The 17,960-nt window shown below is 73.5% G+C and carries 18 protein-coding genes; 9 read left to right on the top strand and 9 right to left on the bottom strand.

Going from position 1 to position 17,960, the window contains the following annotated elements:
* Nucleotides 1-52: 52 nt before the first annotated feature.
* The gene (locus AOM09_RS01225; RefSeq protein ID WP_062383144.1) at nucleotides 53-1,483 is read left to right on the top strand and encodes a DHA2 family efflux MFS transporter permease subunit; all 1,431 of its coding nucleotides are present in this window, start codon (nucleotides 53-55) and stop codon (nucleotides 1,481-1,483) included.
* A gap of 204 nt (nucleotides 1,484-1,687) precedes the next feature.
* On the opposite strand, the gene AOM09_RS01220 is transcribed toward AOM09_RS01225, so the two are convergent.
* Nucleotides 1,688-2,116 (bottom strand): cupin domain-containing protein, encoded by a 429-nt coding sequence (locus AOM09_RS01220; protein ID WP_062383137.1) that lies wholly within the window; start codon nucleotides 2,114-2,116, stop codon nucleotides 1,688-1,690.
* Nucleotides 2,117-2,177: 61 nt separating this feature from the next.
* Between AOM09_RS01220 and AOM09_RS01215 the strand changes: the two genes are divergently transcribed.
* Genes AOM09_RS01215 through AOM09_RS01205 form a run of 3 tightly spaced genes read left to right on the top strand, consistent with a single transcriptional unit; the run spans nucleotide 2,178 to nucleotide 4,251 of the window.
* Nucleotides 2,178-2,768, top strand: coding sequence for a TetR/AcrR family transcriptional regulator (locus tag AOM09_RS01215; protein ID WP_062383134.1), 591 nt, complete (start codon nucleotides 2,178-2,180; stop codon nucleotides 2,766-2,768).
* Complete coding sequence (locus tag AOM09_RS01210) at nucleotides 2,765-3,484, top strand: ABC transporter ATP-binding protein (RefSeq protein WP_062383131.1); 720 nt, start codon at nucleotides 2,765-2,767, stop codon at nucleotides 3,482-3,484. The genes AOM09_RS01215 and AOM09_RS01210 overlap by 4 nt, the downstream gene beginning before the upstream one ends.
* Nucleotides 3,481-4,251 (top strand): ABC transporter permease, encoded by a 771-nt coding sequence (locus AOM09_RS01205; RefSeq protein ID WP_062383128.1) that lies wholly within the window; start codon nucleotides 3,481-3,483, stop codon nucleotides 4,249-4,251. Before AOM09_RS01210 ends, AOM09_RS01205 begins: the two co-directional genes overlap by 4 nt.
* 3 nt (nucleotides 4,252-4,254) lie before the next feature.
* Here AOM09_RS01205 and AOM09_RS01200 read toward each other — a convergent pair whose 3' ends face one another.
* Entirely contained in the window at nucleotides 4,255-4,746 is a 492-nt protein-coding gene (locus AOM09_RS01200) for an SRPBCC family protein (RefSeq protein WP_062383126.1), read from the bottom strand.
* Nucleotides 4,747-4,802: 56 nt separating this feature from the next.
* Between AOM09_RS01200 and AOM09_RS01195 the strand changes: the two genes are divergently transcribed.
* Nucleotides 4,803-5,567 (top strand): putative protein N(5)-glutamine methyltransferase, encoded by a 765-nt coding sequence (locus AOM09_RS01195; RefSeq protein WP_062383123.1) that lies wholly within the window; start codon nucleotides 4,803-4,805, stop codon nucleotides 5,565-5,567.
* 4 nt (nucleotides 5,568-5,571) lie between these two features.
* Here the strand turns inward: AOM09_RS01195 and AOM09_RS01190 are convergent, their stop codons facing one another.
* The 5 genes from AOM09_RS01190 to AOM09_RS01170 form a co-directional block, all read right to left on the bottom strand.
* Entirely contained in the window at nucleotides 5,572-7,086 is a 1,515-nt protein-coding gene (locus tag AOM09_RS01190) for a hypothetical protein (RefSeq protein WP_062383121.1), read from the bottom strand.
* Nucleotides 7,076-7,753 (bottom strand): ABC transporter ATP-binding protein, encoded by a 678-nt coding sequence (locus AOM09_RS01185; protein ID WP_062383118.1) that lies wholly within the window; start codon nucleotides 7,751-7,753, stop codon nucleotides 7,076-7,078. Before AOM09_RS01185 ends, AOM09_RS01190 begins: the two co-directional genes overlap by 11 nt.
* A 21-nt stretch (nucleotides 7,754-7,774) precedes the next feature.
* A complete protein-coding gene (locus tag AOM09_RS01180; RefSeq protein WP_062383115.1) occupies nucleotides 7,775-8,764 on the bottom strand; it encodes an SRPBCC family protein in 990 nt (329 codons plus the stop codon).
* 36 nt (nucleotides 8,765-8,800) lie between these two features.
* Nucleotides 8,801-9,166 carry an ArsR/SmtB family transcription factor gene (locus tag AOM09_RS01175; RefSeq protein WP_062383112.1) on the bottom strand — a complete coding sequence of 122 codons (366 nt, stop codon included), beginning with the start codon at nucleotides 9,164-9,166 and terminating at the stop codon, nucleotides 8,801-8,803.
* A gap of 108 nt (nucleotides 9,167-9,274) precedes the next feature.
* Nucleotides 9,275-12,073: an immune inhibitor A domain-containing protein gene (locus tag AOM09_RS01170; protein ID WP_082098708.1), complete on the bottom strand. Its 2,799-nt coding sequence runs from the start codon at nucleotides 12,071-12,073 to the stop codon at nucleotides 9,275-9,277.
* A gap of 315 nt (nucleotides 12,074-12,388) precedes the next feature.
* On the opposite strand from AOM09_RS01170, the gene AOM09_RS01165 reads away from it, so the two are divergent.
* Nucleotides 12,389-12,976, top strand: a complete 588-nt coding sequence (locus AOM09_RS01165) for a DUF6518 family protein (protein WP_062383108.1) — start codon at nucleotides 12,389-12,391, stop codon at nucleotides 12,974-12,976.
* Nucleotides 12,977-13,025: 49 nt separating this feature from the next.
* Here the strand turns inward: AOM09_RS01165 and AOM09_RS15065 are convergent, their stop codons facing one another.
* Nucleotides 13,026-13,418: an FKBP-type peptidyl-prolyl cis-trans isomerase gene (locus AOM09_RS15065; protein WP_062383105.1), complete on the bottom strand. Its 393-nt coding sequence runs from the start codon at nucleotides 13,416-13,418 to the stop codon at nucleotides 13,026-13,028.
* Nucleotides 13,419-13,596: 178 nt separating this feature from the next.
* Here AOM09_RS15065 and AOM09_RS15060 point away from each other — a divergent pair, with 178 nt between their 5' ends.
* From AOM09_RS15060 to AOM09_RS01145, 3 genes are all read left to right on the top strand, one after another.
* A complete protein-coding gene (locus AOM09_RS15060; RefSeq protein ID WP_062383102.1) occupies nucleotides 13,597-14,412 on the top strand; it encodes a CPBP family intramembrane glutamic endopeptidase in 816 nt (271 codons plus the stop codon).
* Nucleotides 14,413-14,611: 199 nt separating this feature from the next.
* The gene (locus AOM09_RS01150; protein ID WP_062383099.1) at nucleotides 14,612-15,082 is read left to right on the top strand and encodes a nucleoside deaminase; all 471 of its coding nucleotides are present in this window, start codon (nucleotides 14,612-14,614) and stop codon (nucleotides 15,080-15,082) included.
* Nucleotides 15,083-15,115: 33 nt separating this feature from the next.
* Nucleotides 15,116-16,954: a cation:proton antiporter gene (locus AOM09_RS01145; protein WP_062383096.1), complete on the top strand. Its 1,839-nt coding sequence runs from the start codon at nucleotides 15,116-15,118 to the stop codon at nucleotides 16,952-16,954.
* Here the strand turns inward: AOM09_RS01145 and AOM09_RS01140 are convergent.
* Nucleotides 16,951-17,952, bottom strand: a complete 1,002-nt coding sequence (locus AOM09_RS01140; RefSeq protein WP_062383093.1) for an NAD-dependent epimerase/dehydratase family protein — start codon at nucleotides 17,950-17,952, stop codon at nucleotides 16,951-16,953. The two genes, AOM09_RS01145 and AOM09_RS01140, sit on opposite strands and share 4 nt — an antisense overlap.
* Nucleotides 17,953-17,960 lie beyond the last annotated feature (8 nt).

The following is a 17,960-nucleotide window of genomic DNA, read 5'->3' as shown; positions in this document are numbered from 1 at the left end:
TAGTAATCAATTGATTACTCACGGTGGCTCCACAGACTTCCGGGGAGGGAACATGTCATCCACCACACGCCGGTCACCGCTCGGGCTCGTGATCCTCGCGGCCTCGATCCCGGCCTTCATGGCGAGCCTCGACAACCTCGTCGTCACCAACGCCCTGCCGGTGCTCGCGACGGACCTCGAGGCGTCGCTCGAGCAGCTGCAGTGGTTCATCAACGGCTACTCGCTCGCGTTCGCGAGCATGATCCTCATGGCGGTCGCGCTCGGCGATCGCTTCGGGCGCCGCCGCATCTTCCAGGGCGGCATCGCGCTCTTCACGGTCGCGTCGATCCTGTGCGCGCTCGCGCCCAACGCGGAGGCGCTCATCGCGGCACGGGTCCTGCAGGGCATCGGCGGCGCGGCTCTCATGCCGCTGTCGCTCGCGATCCTGTCGACCAACGTCTCCGCGAAGATGCGCCCGCTTGCCATCGGCATCTGGGGCGGCGTCGCGGGGCTCGGCGTCGCCGCGGGCCCGCTCATCGGCGGCGCCGTCGTCGAGGGCCTGACGTGGCACGCGATCTTCTGGCTCAACGTACCCGTGGGCGTCGTCGCCATCGTGCTGGTCCGCGCGTTCCTCGGGGAGTCGCGAGGCGACCGCGTGAGGCTCGACCTCGTGGGCCTGGCACTGGGCATGACCGCCGTGTTCGGCCTGGTGTTCGGCATCGTGCGGGGCAACGATGCGGGCTGGACGTCGCCGCAGGTGCTCGCGGGCCTCGTGGGCGGAGGCCTCCTGCTGGCCGGGTTCCTCGCGTGGGAGCGCGGACGCCAGGAGGCGCTGCTGCCGCTCGGGCTCTTCCGGGACCGGTCATTCTCGGTCGCGAACGCGGTGGGGCTGATGTTCTCCGTCGGCATCTTCGGCGCGGTGTTCATCCTCATCCAGTTCCTGCAGGTGGTGCAGGGACGGTCGCCGCTCGAGGCCGGCGCGATGACCATGCCCTGGACCATGGCGCCGCTGTTCGTCGCGCCGCTCACCGGCATCATCGCGCCGCGGGTCGGGACGCGTGCGCTGGTGACGGCCGGCGTCGCGTCGCAGGCCGTGGGCCTCGCCTGGATCGGGCTGCAGCTCGACCCGGCCGTGGACTACTGGACGCTCGTGCCCGGCTTCGTCGCGTGCGGCGTGGGCATGGGGCTCGTGTTCGCGCCGCTCGCGACCGCGGTGCTCGCGCACATGCGGGACGAGGACCACGCCAAGGCCTCCGGCACCAACGCGACGGTCCGCGAGATCGGCGTCGCGCTCGGCGTCGCGGTGCTCACCGCGGTGTTCACCGGGTCCGGCGGCGAGATCACGCCCACCGGCTACACCGATGCCGCGCAGACGGCGGTGCTCTGGGGAGCGGCGATCCTCGCGGTGACCACGGTGGTCGCCACGCTGCTGCCGTCGCGCCGCGCGGAGCTCGGCGGGGCGGCCGCGGTCGACGCGGCGCCCGGGGCGCTCGTCCCGGCCTGACGGGCCGGTCTCGCGGGCCGTCCGGCGACCCTCAGGCGTCGGACGGCCCGCAGCGACGATGAGAGCCCGGGCTCGGTCCCGTCTCACCGCTCCGCGTATTCATGCGGATCGCAGCGCGCAGCGCGTCGCGATTCGCATGAATTCGCGGAGGAGCGGAGCACGCGTCACGGCACCCGCCGCGGCGACCGTGGGTGCGCCGCGCGCTCACCAGGGCGAGGGGCGGCCCTCGTCCCGCGTCGCGTCGTCCGGCAGATGTGGGAGCTCGCCCCCGCCGGCGCGGATGCAGAACCACCGCATCGGCTCGGGGCTGTCGGGCACGCACCGCCAGGTCCGCCACACGCCCTGGCCCACGCGCACCGCCGTGCCGGGGCCCACGTCGACGATGTCGCCGTCGAGCGCCATCTGGCCCCGGCCGGCGAGGAACACGTAGAGCTCCTCGATCTCGCGGTGCGTGTGCCAGTAGCCGGCCTCCTCGCCGGGGACGAAGGCGTTCGCGGTCATCCCGATGTACTGCATCGTCAGCTCGTGGTCCACGACGCGGCGACCGTCGCGGGACTTCGCCGGGGTGAATCCCCCGTGGTGATCCCGCCAGCCGTCGAGTCCGCCCATCTCCAGCACCTGGCAATCGCTCATCCGGCGACCGTATCGCCGCCCCCTCTTGCGCGAAAGATGTTAGTGACTAACACTTGAGGCCATGAGCACTCGCGCCGAGGCCACCCGGGCCCGCCTCCAGGCCGCCGCCCTCGACCTGTTCGAGCGGCGCGGCTACCGCGCCGTCACCGTCGAGGAGATCGCGGCGACCGCAGGCGTGAGCCACATGACCTTCTTCCGCCACTTCGCGACCAAGGAGCGGGTGCTGCTGGACGACCCGTTCGACCCGGTCATCGCCGAGGCCGTCGCCGCCCAACCCTCCGACCTCCCCGCGATCGAGCGCGTCGCCCGCGGGATGCTGTCGCTCACCCCGCTGCTCGACCAGGAGCCCACCGAGAGCACGCGCCGGGGCATCGCGATCGCCGCCGGGGTGCCCGAGCTCCAGGCGGGCATGGCCGCCAACACCGCGACGACCGCGCGCGCGATCGTCGACGCCGCAGCCGCGCCCGGCGACGAGGCCGAGATGCGCATGGCCGCAGCGGCATGCCTCGCCGCCATCACCGCGGCGCTCCTCGGCTGGGCCGCGGACGGGCCGCGCAGCACGCTGGGCGACCTGGTCGCGGGCGCGATGACGGCCGTGGTCCCGCACCTCGCCGATGCGCACGTCCCGGCCTTCGCGGGGAGCCCCGCGTGAGTGCGCTCGAGCTCCGCGACGCGGTCCGCGCATACGGCGACCTCCGCGCGCTCGACGGGATGTCGCTCACCGTCGCGCCGGGCGAGGTCCACGCGCTCATCGGCCTCAACGGCGCCGGGAAGACCACCGCGATGAAGGCCATGGTCGGCCAGACCCGGCTCGACGCCGGCGAGGTGCGGCTGTTCGGCGAGCCGGTCGCCGCCGCGGCGCCCGGGACGCTCGCCCGGCTCGGCTTCACCATCGATCAGCCCTTCGGCTACCCGGAGCTCACCGTGCGCGACAACATCGTGCTCGCGGCGCGGCTGCACGGGCTGGACCGCGCGGCGGCGGTCGCCGCCGCATCGTCCTGGATCGCGCGCCTGGAGCTGGAGCGCTGGGCCGAGCGCAAGGCGCGAGGCCTGTCGCTCGGCAACCGGCAACGCCTCGGGCTCGCATGCGTCGCCTCCCACGAGCCCGACCTGCTCCTCCTCGACGAGCCCACCAACGCGCTCGACCCCGCCGGCGTGCTGCTCCTGCGCGACGTCATCGTCGCCGCCGCCGCGCGCGGCGCCGCCGTGCTCGTGTCGAGCCACCACCTCGACGAGGCGTCACGCATCGCGGACCGCATCACGGTGGTGCACGCGGGCCGCGTGGTCGGCGCGCTCGCACCCGGGCAGGTGGACCTCGAGCGCCGCTTCTTCGAGGTGGTCCGCGAGTGGGACGAGGTGCACGCATGAGGACGGCGCTCGCCCTGCAGATCGCGACGTTCTCGCGGTCGCTCACCGCGCGTCTCGCGACGGCGCTGCTGATCGCCTTCCCGCCGCTCATGTCCGTCGGCATGGTGGTGATCGCGCGCGAGGCCGATGCAGGCGGCCCGTCCGCGGCCAAGCTCGCGCCGTACCGCGAGGGGACGGTGGGCGAGGCCGTCGCGGCGCTGGCGGGGCAGGTGGTGAGCGTGGTCGCGCTCATCGGGGTCGGGTTCGCCATCGCGTGGCTCGTGGGCCGCGAGTGGGCGGATCGCACCCTCGGCTCCCTCTTCGCGCTGCCGGTGAGCCGGGCGGAGATCGCGCGCGCCAAGCTCCTGGTGGTGGGCGCGTGGGCGGGCGCGTGCGTCACCCTCGCGATGGTGCTGACCGCGGGTGCGCTCGCCCTCGCCGACACCGCATCGTTCACAGGCGACGTCGCGGCGCAGCTCGCGAAGGTGTGGCTGGCCGGGCTGCTCATGGCGGCGCTCGCGCTCGGCTTCGCGTGGGTCGCGGTGCGCTTCCGCGGCTACCTGGGCGCCGCGGGCGCCATCATCGGGGTGACCGCCGCGAGCCAGGTCCTCGCGATGCTCGGCGTGGGCGCGTGGGTGCCGTTCATCGCCCCCGCGATGTGGGCCGGCGCGGGAGGGCCCGAGGAGGCCGCCGCGATCGGCCCGGCGTCGCTCGTGGGCGCAACCGGGTTCGCGGCGCTGGCCGCGTGGGCGTCGGTCCGTGCGTTCGCGCGCGCTCGGCTGGACTGAGGCTCACCCCTCGGCGTGCGCGTACAGGCGCTGGAGCTCCTCGAAATGCGCGTCGGAGTCGACCGCCGGCGGGGTCCCGCCGCTCAGATGCAGCACCAGCCGGTCGAGGTGCCAGTGCCAGCCCGCCGCGATGTCAGGGCTGTTCGGATCGGGCGCGACGTGGTCGAACGTGAGCAGGGCCCCGTCGTGGAGCTCCGCGATCGCGATCCGGAGGTGCCAGCGCCCGCCGTACCCGTCCCACGCGTACTCGAGGGCGTGGGGGCGGTCCCACGCGAGCACCTCGCCGGCGCCGCCGTCGGACATCGTCACCGTGCCGCCCTCGCGAGGCTCGAACGATGTGCGGAACCCCCACACCGCCGTGCGCTCCGGGTCGGTGAGCGCGGCCCACACCTCGGGCGGCGGCTGGTCGAGGTGACGCTCGAAACGCAGGTAGTCACCGTCGTCGGGCGAGAGGACGTGCCCCTCGTCGGCAGGGTCGAGCTGGTCCGGGTCCATGTCTGCCAGTCTCCCCCGCCTGCCGCGACGCGCAACCGGAGCGGTAGCGTGCGAGCGTGACATCGGACGATGCCGTGGAGCGGCTGCGCGCCGCGGGCTGCGTGTTCGCGGACGAGGAGGCGCGGCTCATCGCCGAGGCGGCCGGCGCCGACGCGGGCACGCGTGAGGCTTTGCTGCGCCGCCGCCTGGCGGGCGAGCCCCTCGAGGTGGTGGTCGGCTGGGCGGAGTTCGCGGGCCTGCGGATCCCCGTCGCGCCGGGGGTGTTCGTGCCCCGCCGGCGCACGGAGCTCCTCGCACGGCTCGCCATCGCACGCACGCCGCGCGCCGGCACCGTGGTCGACCTGTGCTGCGGGAGCGGGGCGATCGCCGCCGCGGTCGCGCACGCGCGCCCCGACGTCACCGTGATCGCCGCGGACATCGATCCGCGCGCCGTCGCCCTGGCATCCGGGACGCTGGCGGCGTACGGCGCCACGGCGGTGGTGTCGGACATGGACGGCGCGCTCGGCGCACTGCACGGCCGCGTCGACCTGGTCGCCTCGTGCCCGCCCTACGTGCCCTCGGCACGCATCGCGCTCATGCCGCGCGAGGCCCGCGAGCACGAGCCCCGGATCGCCCTCGACGGAGGCCTCGACGGCGCCGATCTGCAGCGCGAGTCGCTCGCCGCGGCGGCGCGGCTGCTGGGCACGGGAGGGGTCGCGGTGGTGGAGACGAGCGAGGACCTCGCGTCGCTCACCCTGCAGATGGCCGAGGCCGCCGGCCTCGTCGCCGTGGTCGAGCGCGACGCGGACCTGGGCGCGACCGCGGTGGTGGCGAGCCGCTGACGGCTCAGCGCGAGCGCAGGCGCCACCGCCATTGGAGGATCGCCCAGCCGGCGACGATCACCAGGCAGACCACGGCCCCGCCGGACCCGTGCCCGAGCCCCAGCGCGGCGAGGCCCACGATGCCCGCGAGCATCACGGCGTCGAGCACCCACAGCAGGACGCCGAACACGGACAGGTCGCCCATCGGGGTGACCATCGGCGTCGTGAGGAACAGCGGCGGCGAGCCCTTGGCTGAGGCGTCGAGCCGCACGGCGACGAGGACGGCGACCACGGCGGCGGACACGCCGAGCCGCGTCGCGACGTGGTCCCCGGGGCCCGCCGCGACGGCGGCGGCGCCCGTGACGGCGATGCCTCCGAGCAGCGGCGCGAGCGCTCGGATGAGCACGAGGCGGCCGTCGCTCACGCCGAAGAGCCTGGGTGCCGAGATCGCGACCACCGCGTGCGCGAGGCCGTCGCACCAGGGCCCGAGGCCCAGATAGATCGCGAGCGCCGCCGTCGCGGACGCGAGCCCCGCGAGCAGCCCGGGGAAGCCGGGCGCGAGCGCGAGCAGCACCCCGCCGCCGCCGAGCCCGATCAGCGCCCCCAGCACGCGCATCGGGGTGCGCACCGGTGCGGCCAGGTCCGCGGCGACCGCGGCGAGGACGAAGCTCCGTCCTCCGACGATCGACCAGCGCCGCCCGACGGTCGGGGCGGCCCGCAGCCCGGCGATCGCGGTCGAGAGGTCGCCCGTGGTGGCGGCGACGCGGGTGCTCTCCCAGCGACGGGCCTGCTGGATCAGCTCCGGACCGCGCAGGTGGGCGAGCAGCATCGGCGCGCTCGCGACGGCCCCGAGCGCCACGACGGCCAGCAGGATCATGGGCAGCGCCGCGACCCCGGCCCGGCCGGCGACCGGCCACGCCGCCGCGGCCCAGTCCCACGGCATCAGGCCCGGCGCCGGCACCAGGATGCTCGCGAGCGCGGCGCCGGCCAGGACGAGCGGCACGGCCCACACGGCCGGCCCGGTGGCGACCTGGCCCGCGAGCCATGCGGTCGCGACGATCGCGCCGATGGCGAGGGCCGCGCCGAGCGAGACGAGCAGCGCCGCGACGCTCATCGCTCCCGCATCGGCGACGGGCACCAGGAGCACGGCGGTGACGCCCGCCGTCCCGAGGACCACGGCAGCGGAGGCGCCGGCGACGGTGCGACCGAAGGCGCGCCGCCGCTCGAGGTCGGAGGTCGCAAGCGCGTACACGAGGAACGGGCGCGTCACGGCGGGACCCCTCACCGTGCCCAGCGAGAACGCCGCGACGGTGGCGGCGGCGAGCCCCAGGCTCAGGCCACGCGCGACCGAGGGCGCGAGGAGCGCGTCGAGCACCTGGTCGCGATGCAGCTGGCCGGCCAGCGCGCGCAGCCCCGGCCCTCCGTAGACGAGCACCACGAGCGCCGCGATGTAGATGCCGTAGACGAGCCCCGCCCGCCCGGAGCCGTCGCCGCGACGCCCGTACTGGCGGCGGAACGCCGCGACCCGATCAGCCGCCATCGGCGCGCCCGACCTCGCGGAGGCGCACCGTCGGGCCTGTGAGCGCGTCCCGCAGGGCGACGGAGTGGCTCGCGACCACGAGCGCCGCGCCGTCCTCGCGCTCCTCCTCGAGCAGGCGTCCGAGGACGTGCACCCGGTCGTCGTCCAGGCGCTGCTCGGGCTCGTCGAGGAGGATCACGTCGCAGGGTCGGGTGAGGGTGAGCGCGAGCGCGGCCATCTGGCCCTGACCCGAGGACAGCTCATGCGGGAAGCGGGTCGCGAGCGCGCCGACCTCGAACGCCTCGAGCACCCGCATGCCGCGGTCGCGTCCCTCCGCCGCGCTTATCCCCCAGGAGACCGCGACCAGGGAGAAGTGCTCGACGAGCGTGAGGTTGGAGGCGAGCGGCGGCGCGCCGATGAGCGCGGCCACCAGCGCGCGGAAGGTGGGATCCTTCTCGTCCGCCGGCGCTCCCCCGACGTGCGCCTCGCCGGACGCGGGCCTGAGGATCCCGGCGAGCACACGCAGGAGCGTCGTCTTGCCGGAACCGTTCGAGCCGACGAGCGTGGCCGCCTGGCCCGCCCGGACGTCGAAGGTCACGGGCGCGAGCACCGGCGCCCCGCCGAGCACCGCGGTGACGTCGCGTACGGCGACCACCGCATCGTCCTGGCTGCTGTCGGGCCGCTCCACGGGCCCACTGTAGACGCCCTGCTACGCGCCCACGAGCTCCTGCTCGAGGCGTGCGTAGGACGTCTCCATGCCGTCGGTCATGCCCGTGCCGAGGATCATGTCGCGCAGCTCCATGGTGGGGTACGTGATGACGAGGCTGAGCAGCGTGCCGCCCTCGACGGGGGTGAGGGTGAGCGCGTTGACGGTGCCCGGGCCCTCCATGCCGATCATGGTCTCGGTGGTGACCTCGCGGTACGGCGGCGCGGACTCGAGCAGCTCGCCCGTGAAGCCGAACGGCGGCGCACCGTCCGCGGGTCCGCCGACGGTGGGCGCCCACTCGTAGCGGTACGTGTCCCCCACGTTCTCCGCGATCTCGCACACGGGCATCGTCCAGCCGTCGGGGCCCAGGAGCCACCGCTTCATGAGGTCCGCGTCGTGATGGGCGCGCCACACCTGCTCCACGGTGCCGCGGATGACGCGGCTCACGCGGACCTGGGTGTCGGAGACGAGCTGCGCGCCCACCGCGCGGCCCGCGGCGAAGGACTCGAGGTCGGCGAGCACGGCGTCCATCTGGGACATCGCGGAACGCAGGCCCTCCTCCATGCCCATGTCGACCACGGTCTGCAGCGCCTCGAGCGAGCCGAAGTGCGTGACGGAGGTGAAGCGGGAGCCGCCGGCGAGCGGCTCGAACGTGAAGACCATCCGCATGGCCGGGAGCTCGGTGTTGTTCGAGCCGTCCTCGTGCGCGAAGCCGTCCTCGACCTCGAAGGAGACCGGCGCATCGACCGCGAGCCACGTCCAGTAACCGGCGCTGCGCTCCCCCTCGGGGCCGGTCATGAAGTACTCGGAGCGACCGCCGGGGGCGGCGTCGTGGCGGGTGAACGTGGCGGGCCACTGCTCCGGGCCCCAGAACTTCTCGAGCTGGCGCGGGTCCAGGTAGGCGCCGAACAGCCGCTCGACGGGCACGGGGTACTCCCCGATCACGGTGATGGTGAGCGCCTCCGGGTCGGAGGTGACGGTGGTGAGAGGCATGGCTGCTCCTTGGGGACTGCGTCGGTGGGGTCCGTGTCAGGGGTGTGCGGGCGGGTCGGGCACGCCGGGGCCGGGGTCGGCCAGGACGGCGTCGAGGCGGCTGAACCGCGAGCGCCACAGCTCCTCGAGCTGCGCGAGAAGGGCGCGGGCGCGCGCGATCTGGGCGGCGTCGCCGCGGACGATGCGCTCGCGGCCTCGGGAGTGCTTGCTCACGAGCCCCGCCCCCTCCAGGACCGCCACGTGCTTCTGCACGGCGGCGAAGGACATGTCGTAGGCCCTGGCCAGCTCGCTGACCGAGGCCTCCTGGGTGAGCGTCCGCCGCACGATGTCGCGGCGGGTCGCGTCTGCCAGCGCGTGGAAGATGCGATCCACGTCGGCTTGAGAGAGCTCATCTACAACCATTTGGTTGTACGTTACTCCCGGCGGGTGCGGGGCGCAACCCCTCTCGCGCCGACGACGATGGCGCCGGCCCTCGAGGGGCCGGCGCCACGCCGTGACGGGCGGACCCGGTCAGCCCGCGGCAGGCGGGGTGACCCGGATCAGCGCCGCCGTGTTGCCGGGCATCGCCTTCTTCACCGAGATGACGGTGCCGTAGCCCACGCCGGAGTCCGCCGGGTCGCCGGTGCCCAGCTCGAAGCCGGCGACGCTCTCCCCGTAGAGCGGCGTGAACGGGTTGCCCTCCATGTCGTAGATCGGGAGGGTGTAGGCCTGGTTGTCGACCGACGGCACCACCACCGAGGCGTCGCGGTCGCGGTAGTACAGGCCCCCGTTGGCGGGGTTGTACGCGAGGCCCGGCACCCAGCCCTGGTCGTCGGTGAAGGTGCTCACCGCAGGCTGCGCCCGCACGGTGGTGCAGTACTCCGGAGCCGAGCCCGAGAGCGTGAAGCACTCCTTGAACGCACGCGTCTTCACGAGGCCGAAGGCCGCGTTCGACGACTGCGCCCGGGAGGGCATGACGTCCAGCGTCGACGGATCGGCCGCGGCCGCCGCCCCGGTGCGCCGCAGCGGGTCGAAGTGGCTGTCGACGATGAGCAGGCCGCCCTTCGCGCCGAACGCCGGCAGCGCCGTCTCGTTCGCCGTGATCTGGTTCGAGTTGCCGTACGTGGTGTCGCGGTACCAGACCAGGGCACCCGGCGCGTTGTACGCGACCTTCTCGACCTTCCATGCGTCGTCGGTGTTGTACACGGTGTTGTACGCGTACTTCAGGCCCTCGTCGAAGCCGTCGAAGTTGCGCCACTCGACCAGGTAGTACTGCGCCTTGACCGAGGTGCCGGTGTCGATGCGCCAGCCGGGTCCGGTCGTGTCGACGAAGGTCGAGACCGTGCCCGTCCAGCCGTTCGCGCCGCCCTCCACATCGTCGCTCCACACCGTGGCGCCGTCGGCGACCAGCGCGAAGTCGTCGGCGAACCAGCCGCGGTCGAGGTACGCCGCGTCGGTGGCCTGACGGAGCCGCAGCTGCACCGTGGTGCCGGCGTACGGGGTCAGGTCGACGTACTCGTGGACCCAGCCGCCGCTGTCGCCCGTGAGCCCGTACCTCTTGCCGCCGAACGTGGCCATGTTGCCGTTCGGGTCACCGTAGGCGTCGGACGTCGTCACCTCGGTGCCGTCCTCGGCGTAGACCTTGAGCTCGCTCCAGGTGGCGCCGCCGTCGGTCGAGACCTCGACGAAGCCGTAGTCCCAGTCCTGCTCGATGACGTAGTCGTTCCACATCCAGAGCTTCGCGTCGGCCGCCGCCGGCACATCGAGCGCACGGCTGAGGCGGATGTCGGCCCAGTCCTGATCGGCGCCGGTGTACCACATGCCGTCCCCGCTGTGCGGGGTCGTCAGGGTGATCACCTTGTCGGGCAGGTTGACCTTGATGCCGTCCTCGGTGCCCTTGGCGGGGCGCGAGCTCTGGCCCACCTTGATGGTGCGGGTGGGGTCGCCGGGATCGATGATCTCGGGATCGGCCCATCCGAGCACCCACTTGTCCCAGAGGCCCATGTGCGTGGGCATCGACTGGAAGATCGGACCCGAGTGGGAGCCCGACGACATGAGGTCCCAGAAGTCCACGTCCGAGCTCCCGGCGCCCGAGACGTCGTAGAGGTCGGGCAGGCCCAGGTCGTGGCCGTACTCGTGAGCGAACACACCGACGCCCGAGTCCTCGGGCTGCACGATGTAGTTGTACAGCTTGAGGTCGGTGCCCGGGATCGAGGCGCCGCCGGCGACCGCGGACGAGTGCGCCCAGATCGCGTAGGTGCCCTCGGCACCGCCGCCGCCGGACTTGTCGGCGCCCGCGTGGACGAGCACGACGTGGTCGATGACACCGTCGGGCTCGTTGAAGTTACCGTCGCCGTCACGGTCGCCCTGGTCCTCGACGTCGTACTCGGCCCACGGGAAGTCGGGCTGCGCCGCGGCGAGCGCCGCCACCGCGTCGACGGGGAGCTGGCCCGCACCGAGCGGGTTGTCGGGGTGGCCCTGCATGCCCTGGTAGGCACCGGCGACCCACGCGCCCGTCTCGTCCTGGTAACAGGTGGTCGCCCCGTACCAGCCCTCGGAGTGGGGCACCGTGACCCACGGCGTCGCCTCGCCGGTCACCGTGTAGGCGCCGTGGGACATCTCCTCGTACATGCGCTTCATCGTGTAGCCCGAGATGTCGATGCCGGGCTTGCCGTCCGGTCCGGTGAGGTCCGTCCGGATCCGCTCGGTGATGCCGCGGTTGCTGAACAGCATCCGGTTGAAGTGCTCCGACGAGAAGTCCTCGACCCACATGGAGTTGTTGTCGAGCTCGGGCGCCTCCGCCGGGTCCGGGATGGTGTTGTGGAGCGGACCGTTGACCACCTCGCCGGGCTTGCAGGTCGACGCGCCCCAGTACTCGGGCACGTATGAGCCCGTGAAATCGTCGTTCGCCTCGTCATTGAACTCGACCAGGATCGTCAGGAGCTTGGCCTCCTGCGTCGTCTTCGACGTCTTGGTCCGCTTCAGCGACTTCGGGCTCTTGCCCGTCCTGATCGACTTGTTCTCGAGCTTCGCGAGCCCGCGCGCCGCGACGGGGTTGCCCTTGCCGTACTTCTGCTCGAGGGCCGCCGAGAGCTCGGCGACCGAGTTGCCGCCCGCGTTGCCCTTGGCCGAGGCGCCGAGCGACTCGTCCAGGCGCTCGTCCGTGGTGAACACCGACTCGGCGCGCGGTGCCGCGTAATTGATGTAGCCCGGCAGGGACGCGTCCGGCTCGCCCGTCGCCGGCAGTGCCTGCCCTCCCGCATCCGCGCTCGGCGACGCCAGCCCTGCGGCGGCGAGCGCGACGACGGAGATCCCAAGCGTGGCACGCATGGCGCGCCCTGACAGTGGCTGCATCGACGGTCTCCCTTGACTTCCGATCCTGCTCGTCCCGGCCGCGCCCGGATGGCCGCGGCCCTGTCGGCGACGCTATTGCATTTGTGCAATTTCCGGCAATACGTGGGAGTTGCACGGATTCGCCGATCTGCGCGGATGGTCACGATCGGGTAAAGTTCGCGCGCCGCGGGCGCCGTCGCCGCGCGGCTCGCCGCGACCGGCGGTGCGCCCCGGCGCTATCCTCGCGGTGGCCGAAGCGCCCGCAGGCGGCACCTCCAGCACCGCCCGGGTGCCGGTCGGGTGGGAGCCCGCATGCGCATCGTCCTCACGGTCCTCTCGTGCCTCGTCGCGGGCGCGGCGATCTCCTGGGGTCAGACCGTCCTGCCGGAGAGCCTCAGCCCGCTCGCGAACTCGGCGACCCCGGTGATGCTGCTCGCCGTCGCCGCGTCCCTCGCGGGGTGGCGCCTGCGAGGCGCCATCGCCATGGGGGCGCTCGCGGGCCCGCTCGCCATGGCGGGCTACTACGCGACGTCGCACCTGCGCGGATTCGGCGTGAGCACGTCGTACGTGCTCCTCTGGTGTACCGCCGGCGTGGTGGTGGGCGCGGCGAGCGGAGCGGCGGCATGGCTGCTGCGCCAGCCCGGGGACCGCCACGGATGGCTGCGTGGCGCCGCCGCGGGGTTGCTGCCCGGCATCGTTGCCGGCGAGGCGCTCCACGGGTTGGTGAGGATCGCCGACACCACGCCGGTCGCGTACTGGTGGACGCAGCTCGCGCTGGGCCTCGCGCTGCTCGCGGCGCTCGCGGGGGTGCGTCTCGCGGGGATCGGGGCGCGCGTCGCCGCCGTCGCGACCGCGGTGACGGTCGCGACGGCGGTGTTCGTCGCGTTCGGGCTGGCCTGAGGGGACCGGTGCTCAGCGTCCCGCGGGGCGCCCGTGCGAGGGGTGCGCGCTAGCGGGCCTCGAGCACGTCGACCGTGAAGACCAGCGTCGAGCCCGCCGGGATGGGTCCCATGGGGCGGAAGCCGTAGCCCGACTCCGGCGGGACCACCAGCAGCAGCTTCGACCCCACGGGCTGCCCGACGATGCCGTCGACCCAGCCGTCGATGAGCGAGCCGTAGGCGATCGGGAAGGAGATGGACTCGCCGCGGTCCCACGACGAGTCGAACTTCGCGCCGTCCCACAGCCAGCCGCTGTAGTGGACGGTGATGTGCTGGCCCTCGGTGACGGGGGCGCCGTCGCCCGCCTGGTGCACCTCGACGACGAGGCCCTCGGGCTTCTCGGCACCCGTGAAGTCGATGGACGGCGCGCCGTTCGCGTCGCGGGTGATGGTGGGCAGGGTCATGGTCGCTCCTTCGTCGCGGATTCGCCTCCAGCCTAGGCGCGTCTCAGGGTTGTCCCCGATCCTCGACCCCTCGCGCGAGCCCCCGCCGCACCCCCGCGCGACCGATGCCGGCCGCATCGTCGCCTGCCTACGGTCGCCACGGGCGCGACCCGGCGCCCACGGACGCTCAGGGGGACCCATGACCACGATGACCACCCGGCGCGGGCTCGACGCCCGCGACCTGCCGGACAAGGAGCAGTACCGCCTCGGCACCATCCTCGGCATCTGGGCCGCGAGCGCCCTGCCGATGGGCCTCGGCCTGTGGTGGGTGATGCCCACCTTCGTCGCGCCCCGCATGGAGACGCCCGGGATCGGGTGGCTCGTGCTCGCCACCGCCGGGCTGTGCTGGCAGGCCGTCCTGGCCCTGTGGCTGCTGCGCCGCGAGGTGCGGCCGTTCACGTGGGCGGGCCTCAGGCGCCGGCTCTGGCTGGAGAAGCCGCGGAGCCCACGCACGGGCCGTGCCGGCTGGCGCTACCTGTGGTGGGCGGTCGCCGTCGCGGTCGGGTACCTCGGCCTCGACATGCTGGGCCTGCTCCAGCCGCTCAACGACGCCGTGGTGGACGCCTTCCCCGCGATCGCACCGCCGGACTACGCGCTCATCGAGAACCTCGCGGTGCCCGAGGTCGTCGGCCAGTGGTGGCTCATGGGCGTGCTGGTGGTGCTCATCCTCGCGAACTACCTGGTGGGCGAGGAGTTGATCTTCCGCGGCATCCTGCTGCCGCGCATGCGCGGGGCGTTCGGGCGCCTCGACGTCGCGGTCAACGGGCTGCTCTTCGCGACCTACCACGTGCACCTCGTGTGGCAGATGCCGGCGATGCTCGTGACCGACTGGCTGTACGCCTACCTGACCAAGCGGTACCGCTCCTACTGGATGGGCGCCCTGTTCCACGGGCTCGACGCGACGTTCCTGCTGGTGATGTTCCCGCTCGCGATCGGCGGCGTGATCCAGTCCTGACCCCCACCCCCGTGACACTGCCAACGGAGCTGGTCCCGACTCGCCGCGCGGATTCGGGCTTCGGGGCCGCCAACGGCGGCGTGTCGCGACGAACTCCGTTGTGGCTGTCAGGCGGGCGTTGTGGCTGTCAGGCGCGGTGGCTGTCAGCAGACGGGACCGTCGGGGGTCGGGGCGCGGCGGAGGTGCCTAGGCTGGCCGCATGAGCGACCGCCTCGAGCACCTCCGCCGCGCGATCACCGTGTCCCAGGCGGCGCGCGACCACGGCAACCACCCGTTCGAAGCCGTCCTGGTCGACGCCGAGGGGCGCATCGTCCTCGAGGCCGAGAACACGGTGGTGACGCATCGCGACGCGACCGGCCACGCCGAGACCAACCTCGTGCGGCTCGCGAGCAACCAGCTCGACGCCGACGAGCTCGCCGCCGCCACGCTCGTCACCAGCTGCGAGCCCTGCGCGATGTGCTCCGGCGCGATCTACTGGTCGGGCATCGGCGCGGTCGTGTACGGCCTCGCGGAGACGAGCCTGCTCGCGATGACCGGCGCCCACGACGACAACCCGACGCTCGCGCTTCCCTGCCGCACCGTCCTCGGCGCCGGCGCGCGCGAGATCGCCGTGACCGGGCCTCTCCTCGAGGACGAGGCCGCCGCGCCCCACCGGGGCTTCTGGGACTGACGTGCCATGGTCCGCCGGCCCTAGCATCGGCTCATGACGCTCGCCACCAGCCTGGTGCTGGTCCTCGTGGCCGGACTGGCCTCGCAGCTGCTCGCCGCGAGGCTGAAGATCCCCGCGATCGTGGTGCTCATCGCGGTGGGCCTCACTCTCGGCCCGATCGCGGGACTCGTCGAGGTCGACCTCGCCCCCGACGAGCTGTCCGAGCTCATCGGGCTGGGCGTCGCGGTCATCCTGTTCGAGGGCGGCATGAGCCTGCGCTTCGGCGAGTTCCGCCGCGTGGGCAAGGGCATCGGCCGCCTCACCATCCCGGGGCCTCCCGTCGCGATGCTGCTCACCGCGGCCGCCGCCCACTGGGTCGGCGGCTTCGACTGGCCGGTCTCGCTGGTCGCCGGCGCGATCCTGGTGGTCACGGGACCCACGGTCATCGCACCGCTGCTGAGGCAGGCCGGGCTGCGGCGCGACTCGGCCGCCCTCCTCAAGTGGGAGGGCATCGTCAACGACCCGACCGCGGTCACGCTCGCCTTCCTCACCTTCGAGGTGTTCGCGCTGTCGGAGGGCGGCGTCGGCGAGATCCTCCGCGGGCTCGCGTTCGCGGTGCTCGTGGGCGGCGGCCTGGGCGCGGGCCTGGGCCTGCTGGTCGGGGTCTCGTTCCGCCGCGGTTGGGTGCCGGCCCATCTCAAGTCGCCGCTGCTGCTCGTGGCGGTGCTCCTGGTCGCGGCGCTCGGCAACCGCCTGCAGGACGAGACGGGCCTGCTCGCCGTCACCGCGATGGGCCTGGTCCTGGGCAACATGCGCCTCGCCGAGCGCGAGGAGCTCCTCCACTTCAAGGAGGGGCTCACCGTGGTGCTGGTGAGCTCGCTCTTCATCATCATCCCGGCCACTCTCACGGCGGAGGACCTGCGCGCGCTCGACTGGCGCATCGTCGCGTTCGTCCTGGTCCTCATGTTCGTGGTGCGCCCCCTGACCATCGCGCTCGTGACGCTGCGGTCGAACGTCCCCAAGCCGGACCGGGTGCTGCTCGGCTGGATCGCCCCGCGCGGCATCGTCGCCGCGGCGACCGCCGGCACGTTCGGCCCGTCCATGGTCGAGGCCGGCTACCCCGACGGGGCGCAGCTGGTGCCCACGGTCTTCCTCGTCATCATCGTCACGGTGATCGCGCACGGCTTCACCCTCGCGCCCCTCGCGCGCCGCCTGGGCCTCACCACCGGCGCGCACAACGGGCTGCTCATCGTGGGCGCGTCGCGCTTCGGCCTCGCGCTAGCGGAGTCGCTCCAGCGCCTCGGCGTCCAGGTGATGATCGCCGACGGCAGGTACCAGAGCCTCCAGCCCGCGCGTATGGCGAGCGTCCGCACCTACTTCGGCGAGGTGCTGTCCGAACACGCCGACGACACCCTCGCGCAGGCCGGCGTGAGCCACGTCCTCGCCGCCACGGACAACGACTACTACAACGCGCTCGTGGCCCGCAGCCTCGGCACCGAGTACGGCTTCCACCGCTCGTTCCAGCTGTCCCCCGTCGAGGGCACGGGCGAGAAGCGGGCGCTGACGTTCGAGAGGCGCGCGTCCTACGCGTTCGACGGCCGCTCCGACCTCGCGAGCCTCGACGCCCACCTCGCGGACGGCTGGCGCATCCACGCGACCAAGCTGACCAAGCAGTACGGGCCGCGCGAGTTCATCACCCGGGTCATCGTCGACGAGCGCGCCGTCCCGCTCGGCGCAGTCGACCAGTCCGGCGGCTTCCGCCTGTACTCGCCCGACCAGCGCTTCGTGCCGATGCCCGGGCTCACGTTCCTCTACCTGGGCCCGCCCACGCACGCTCCCGCCACCGGGGCGGTCCCCGTGGTGGACGATGCCGGGGTCGAGGCGGGCGCCTAGCCCGCCTCCGCCTCCCAGGCGGCCAGCAGCTCGAGCTCCCGCGCGCGGGGGAGCCCGCCGTCGACCTCCCGATCGAGGCCCAGCGCGCGCTCCTCGGCGAGGATGTCGCGGATCGACTCCATGAGCGACCGCCGGCGGCCGCCGGTCGCGACGAACCGTGCGCCGGAGTGGTAGCCGGTGCGCGCGGGTCCGCCGTCGTCGGGCACCCACAGCGGGAGCGACCCGGCACCCTTCCAGGGCAGCACCCCGTGCGCGCGCAGCCACGCGGGGTCCACGTCCACCTGCGGCCCGATGGCTCCCGCGACCTCGCGCGCGAGCTCGACCGCGTAGGACAGGGTGCGCTGCTCGCCGACGGCGTTCACCGGTCCCGACAGCCCGGACTCGATCGCGTCGAGGTTCCATGCCACGAGGTCCCGTACGTCGAGGAGCTGCAGCGGGTGCGCGGGCGGCGCCGGCACGAGCATGGGCGAGCTGCCGCACTGCGCGGCACGGCGCGGCCAGTACGCGAAGCGTTCCGTGGGGTCCCCGGGCCCGATGATGACGCCCGCGCGCACGAGCAGCGCGTCGGGGTGGGACTCGAGGGTGTCGAGCTCGCAGCGGACCTTCGCGGCGTCGTACAGCGAGCCGTCGACGCGGGCGTCGGGCGCGACCGGCTCGCGCAACGGGGCGTCCTCGGTGAGGAGCTCACGGCTCGGCGCGTACGCGGCGACCGACGAGATGTACGTCCAGTGAAGCACGCGCCCCTCGAGCGCCTCCGCGGCCTCGCGCACGTGGCGCGGCTGCCAGCTCACCTCGACCACGGCGTCCCAGTCGCGCCCGGCGACCTCGCGGTAGGCGTCGGGGGCGTCGCGGTCCGCGCGGACCAGCGTGGCGCCCGGGGCGACGATGCCGGACTCGCCGCGCGCGAGGCACGTGACCTCCCAGCCGCGCTCCACCGCCTGGGCCGCGGTCTCGCGACCGAGCCACGCGGTGCCGCCGAGGATGAGGAGCGCAGGCATACGGCCAG

The sequence above is a fragment of the Demequina iriomotensis genome (assembly GCF_000971395.1).
In the GTDB taxonomy this organism is placed as follows: Bacteria; Actinomycetota; Actinomycetes; order Actinomycetales; family Demequinaceae; genus Demequina; species Demequina iriomotensis.
Note: the sequence above shows the minus strand (reverse complement) of the source record. Positions and strands in the feature narration are given on the sequence as shown.

Excerpts from the sequence above, each read along its gene's own strand:
- AOM09_RS01225 (WP_062383144.1), top strand. The coding sequence starts at position 53 with ATGTCATCCACCACACGCCGGTCACCGCTCGGGCTCGTGATCCTCGCG.
- AOM09_RS01220 (WP_062383137.1), bottom strand. The coding sequence starts at position 2,116 with ATGAGCGATTGCCAGGTGCTGGAGATGGGCGGACTCGACGGCTGGCGG.
- AOM09_RS01215 (WP_062383134.1), top strand. The coding sequence starts at position 2,178 with ATGAGCACTCGCGCCGAGGCCACCCGGGCCCGCCTCCAGGCCGCCGCC.
- AOM09_RS01205 (WP_062383128.1), top strand. The coding sequence starts at position 3,481 with ATGAGGACGGCGCTCGCCCTGCAGATCGCGACGTTCTCGCGGTCGCTC.
- AOM09_RS01200 (WP_062383126.1), bottom strand. The coding sequence starts at position 4,746 with ATGGACCCGGACCAGCTCGACCCTGCCGACGAGGGGCACGTCCTCTCG.
- AOM09_RS01190 (WP_062383121.1), bottom strand. The coding sequence starts at position 7,086 with ATGGCGGCTGATCGGGTCGCGGCGTTCCGCCGCCAGTACGGGCGTCGC.
- AOM09_RS01180 (WP_062383115.1), bottom strand. The coding sequence starts at position 8,764 with ATGCCTCTCACCACCGTCACCTCCGACCCGGAGGCGCTCACCATCACC.
- AOM09_RS01175 (WP_062383112.1), bottom strand. The coding sequence starts at position 9,166 with ATGGTTGTAGATGAGCTCTCTCAAGCCGACGTGGATCGCATCTTCCAC.
- AOM09_RS01170 (WP_082098708.1), bottom strand. The coding sequence starts at position 12,073 with ATGCGTGCCACGCTTGGGATCTCCGTCGTCGCGCTCGCCGCCGCAGGG.
- AOM09_RS01165 (WP_062383108.1), top strand. The coding sequence starts at position 12,389 with ATGCGCATCGTCCTCACGGTCCTCTCGTGCCTCGTCGCGGGCGCGGCG.
- AOM09_RS15065 (WP_062383105.1), bottom strand. The coding sequence starts at position 13,418 with ATGACCCTGCCCACCATCACCCGCGACGCGAACGGCGCGCCGTCCATC.
- AOM09_RS15060 (WP_062383102.1), top strand. The coding sequence starts at position 13,597 with ATGACCACGATGACCACCCGGCGCGGGCTCGACGCCCGCGACCTGCCG.
- AOM09_RS01150 (WP_062383099.1), top strand. The coding sequence starts at position 14,612 with ATGAGCGACCGCCTCGAGCACCTCCGCCGCGCGATCACCGTGTCCCAG.
- AOM09_RS01145 (WP_062383096.1), top strand. The coding sequence starts at position 15,116 with ATGACGCTCGCCACCAGCCTGGTGCTGGTCCTCGTGGCCGGACTGGCC.
- AOM09_RS01140 (WP_062383093.1), bottom strand. The coding sequence starts at position 17,952 with ATGCCTGCGCTCCTCATCCTCGGCGGCACCGCGTGGCTCGGTCGCGAG.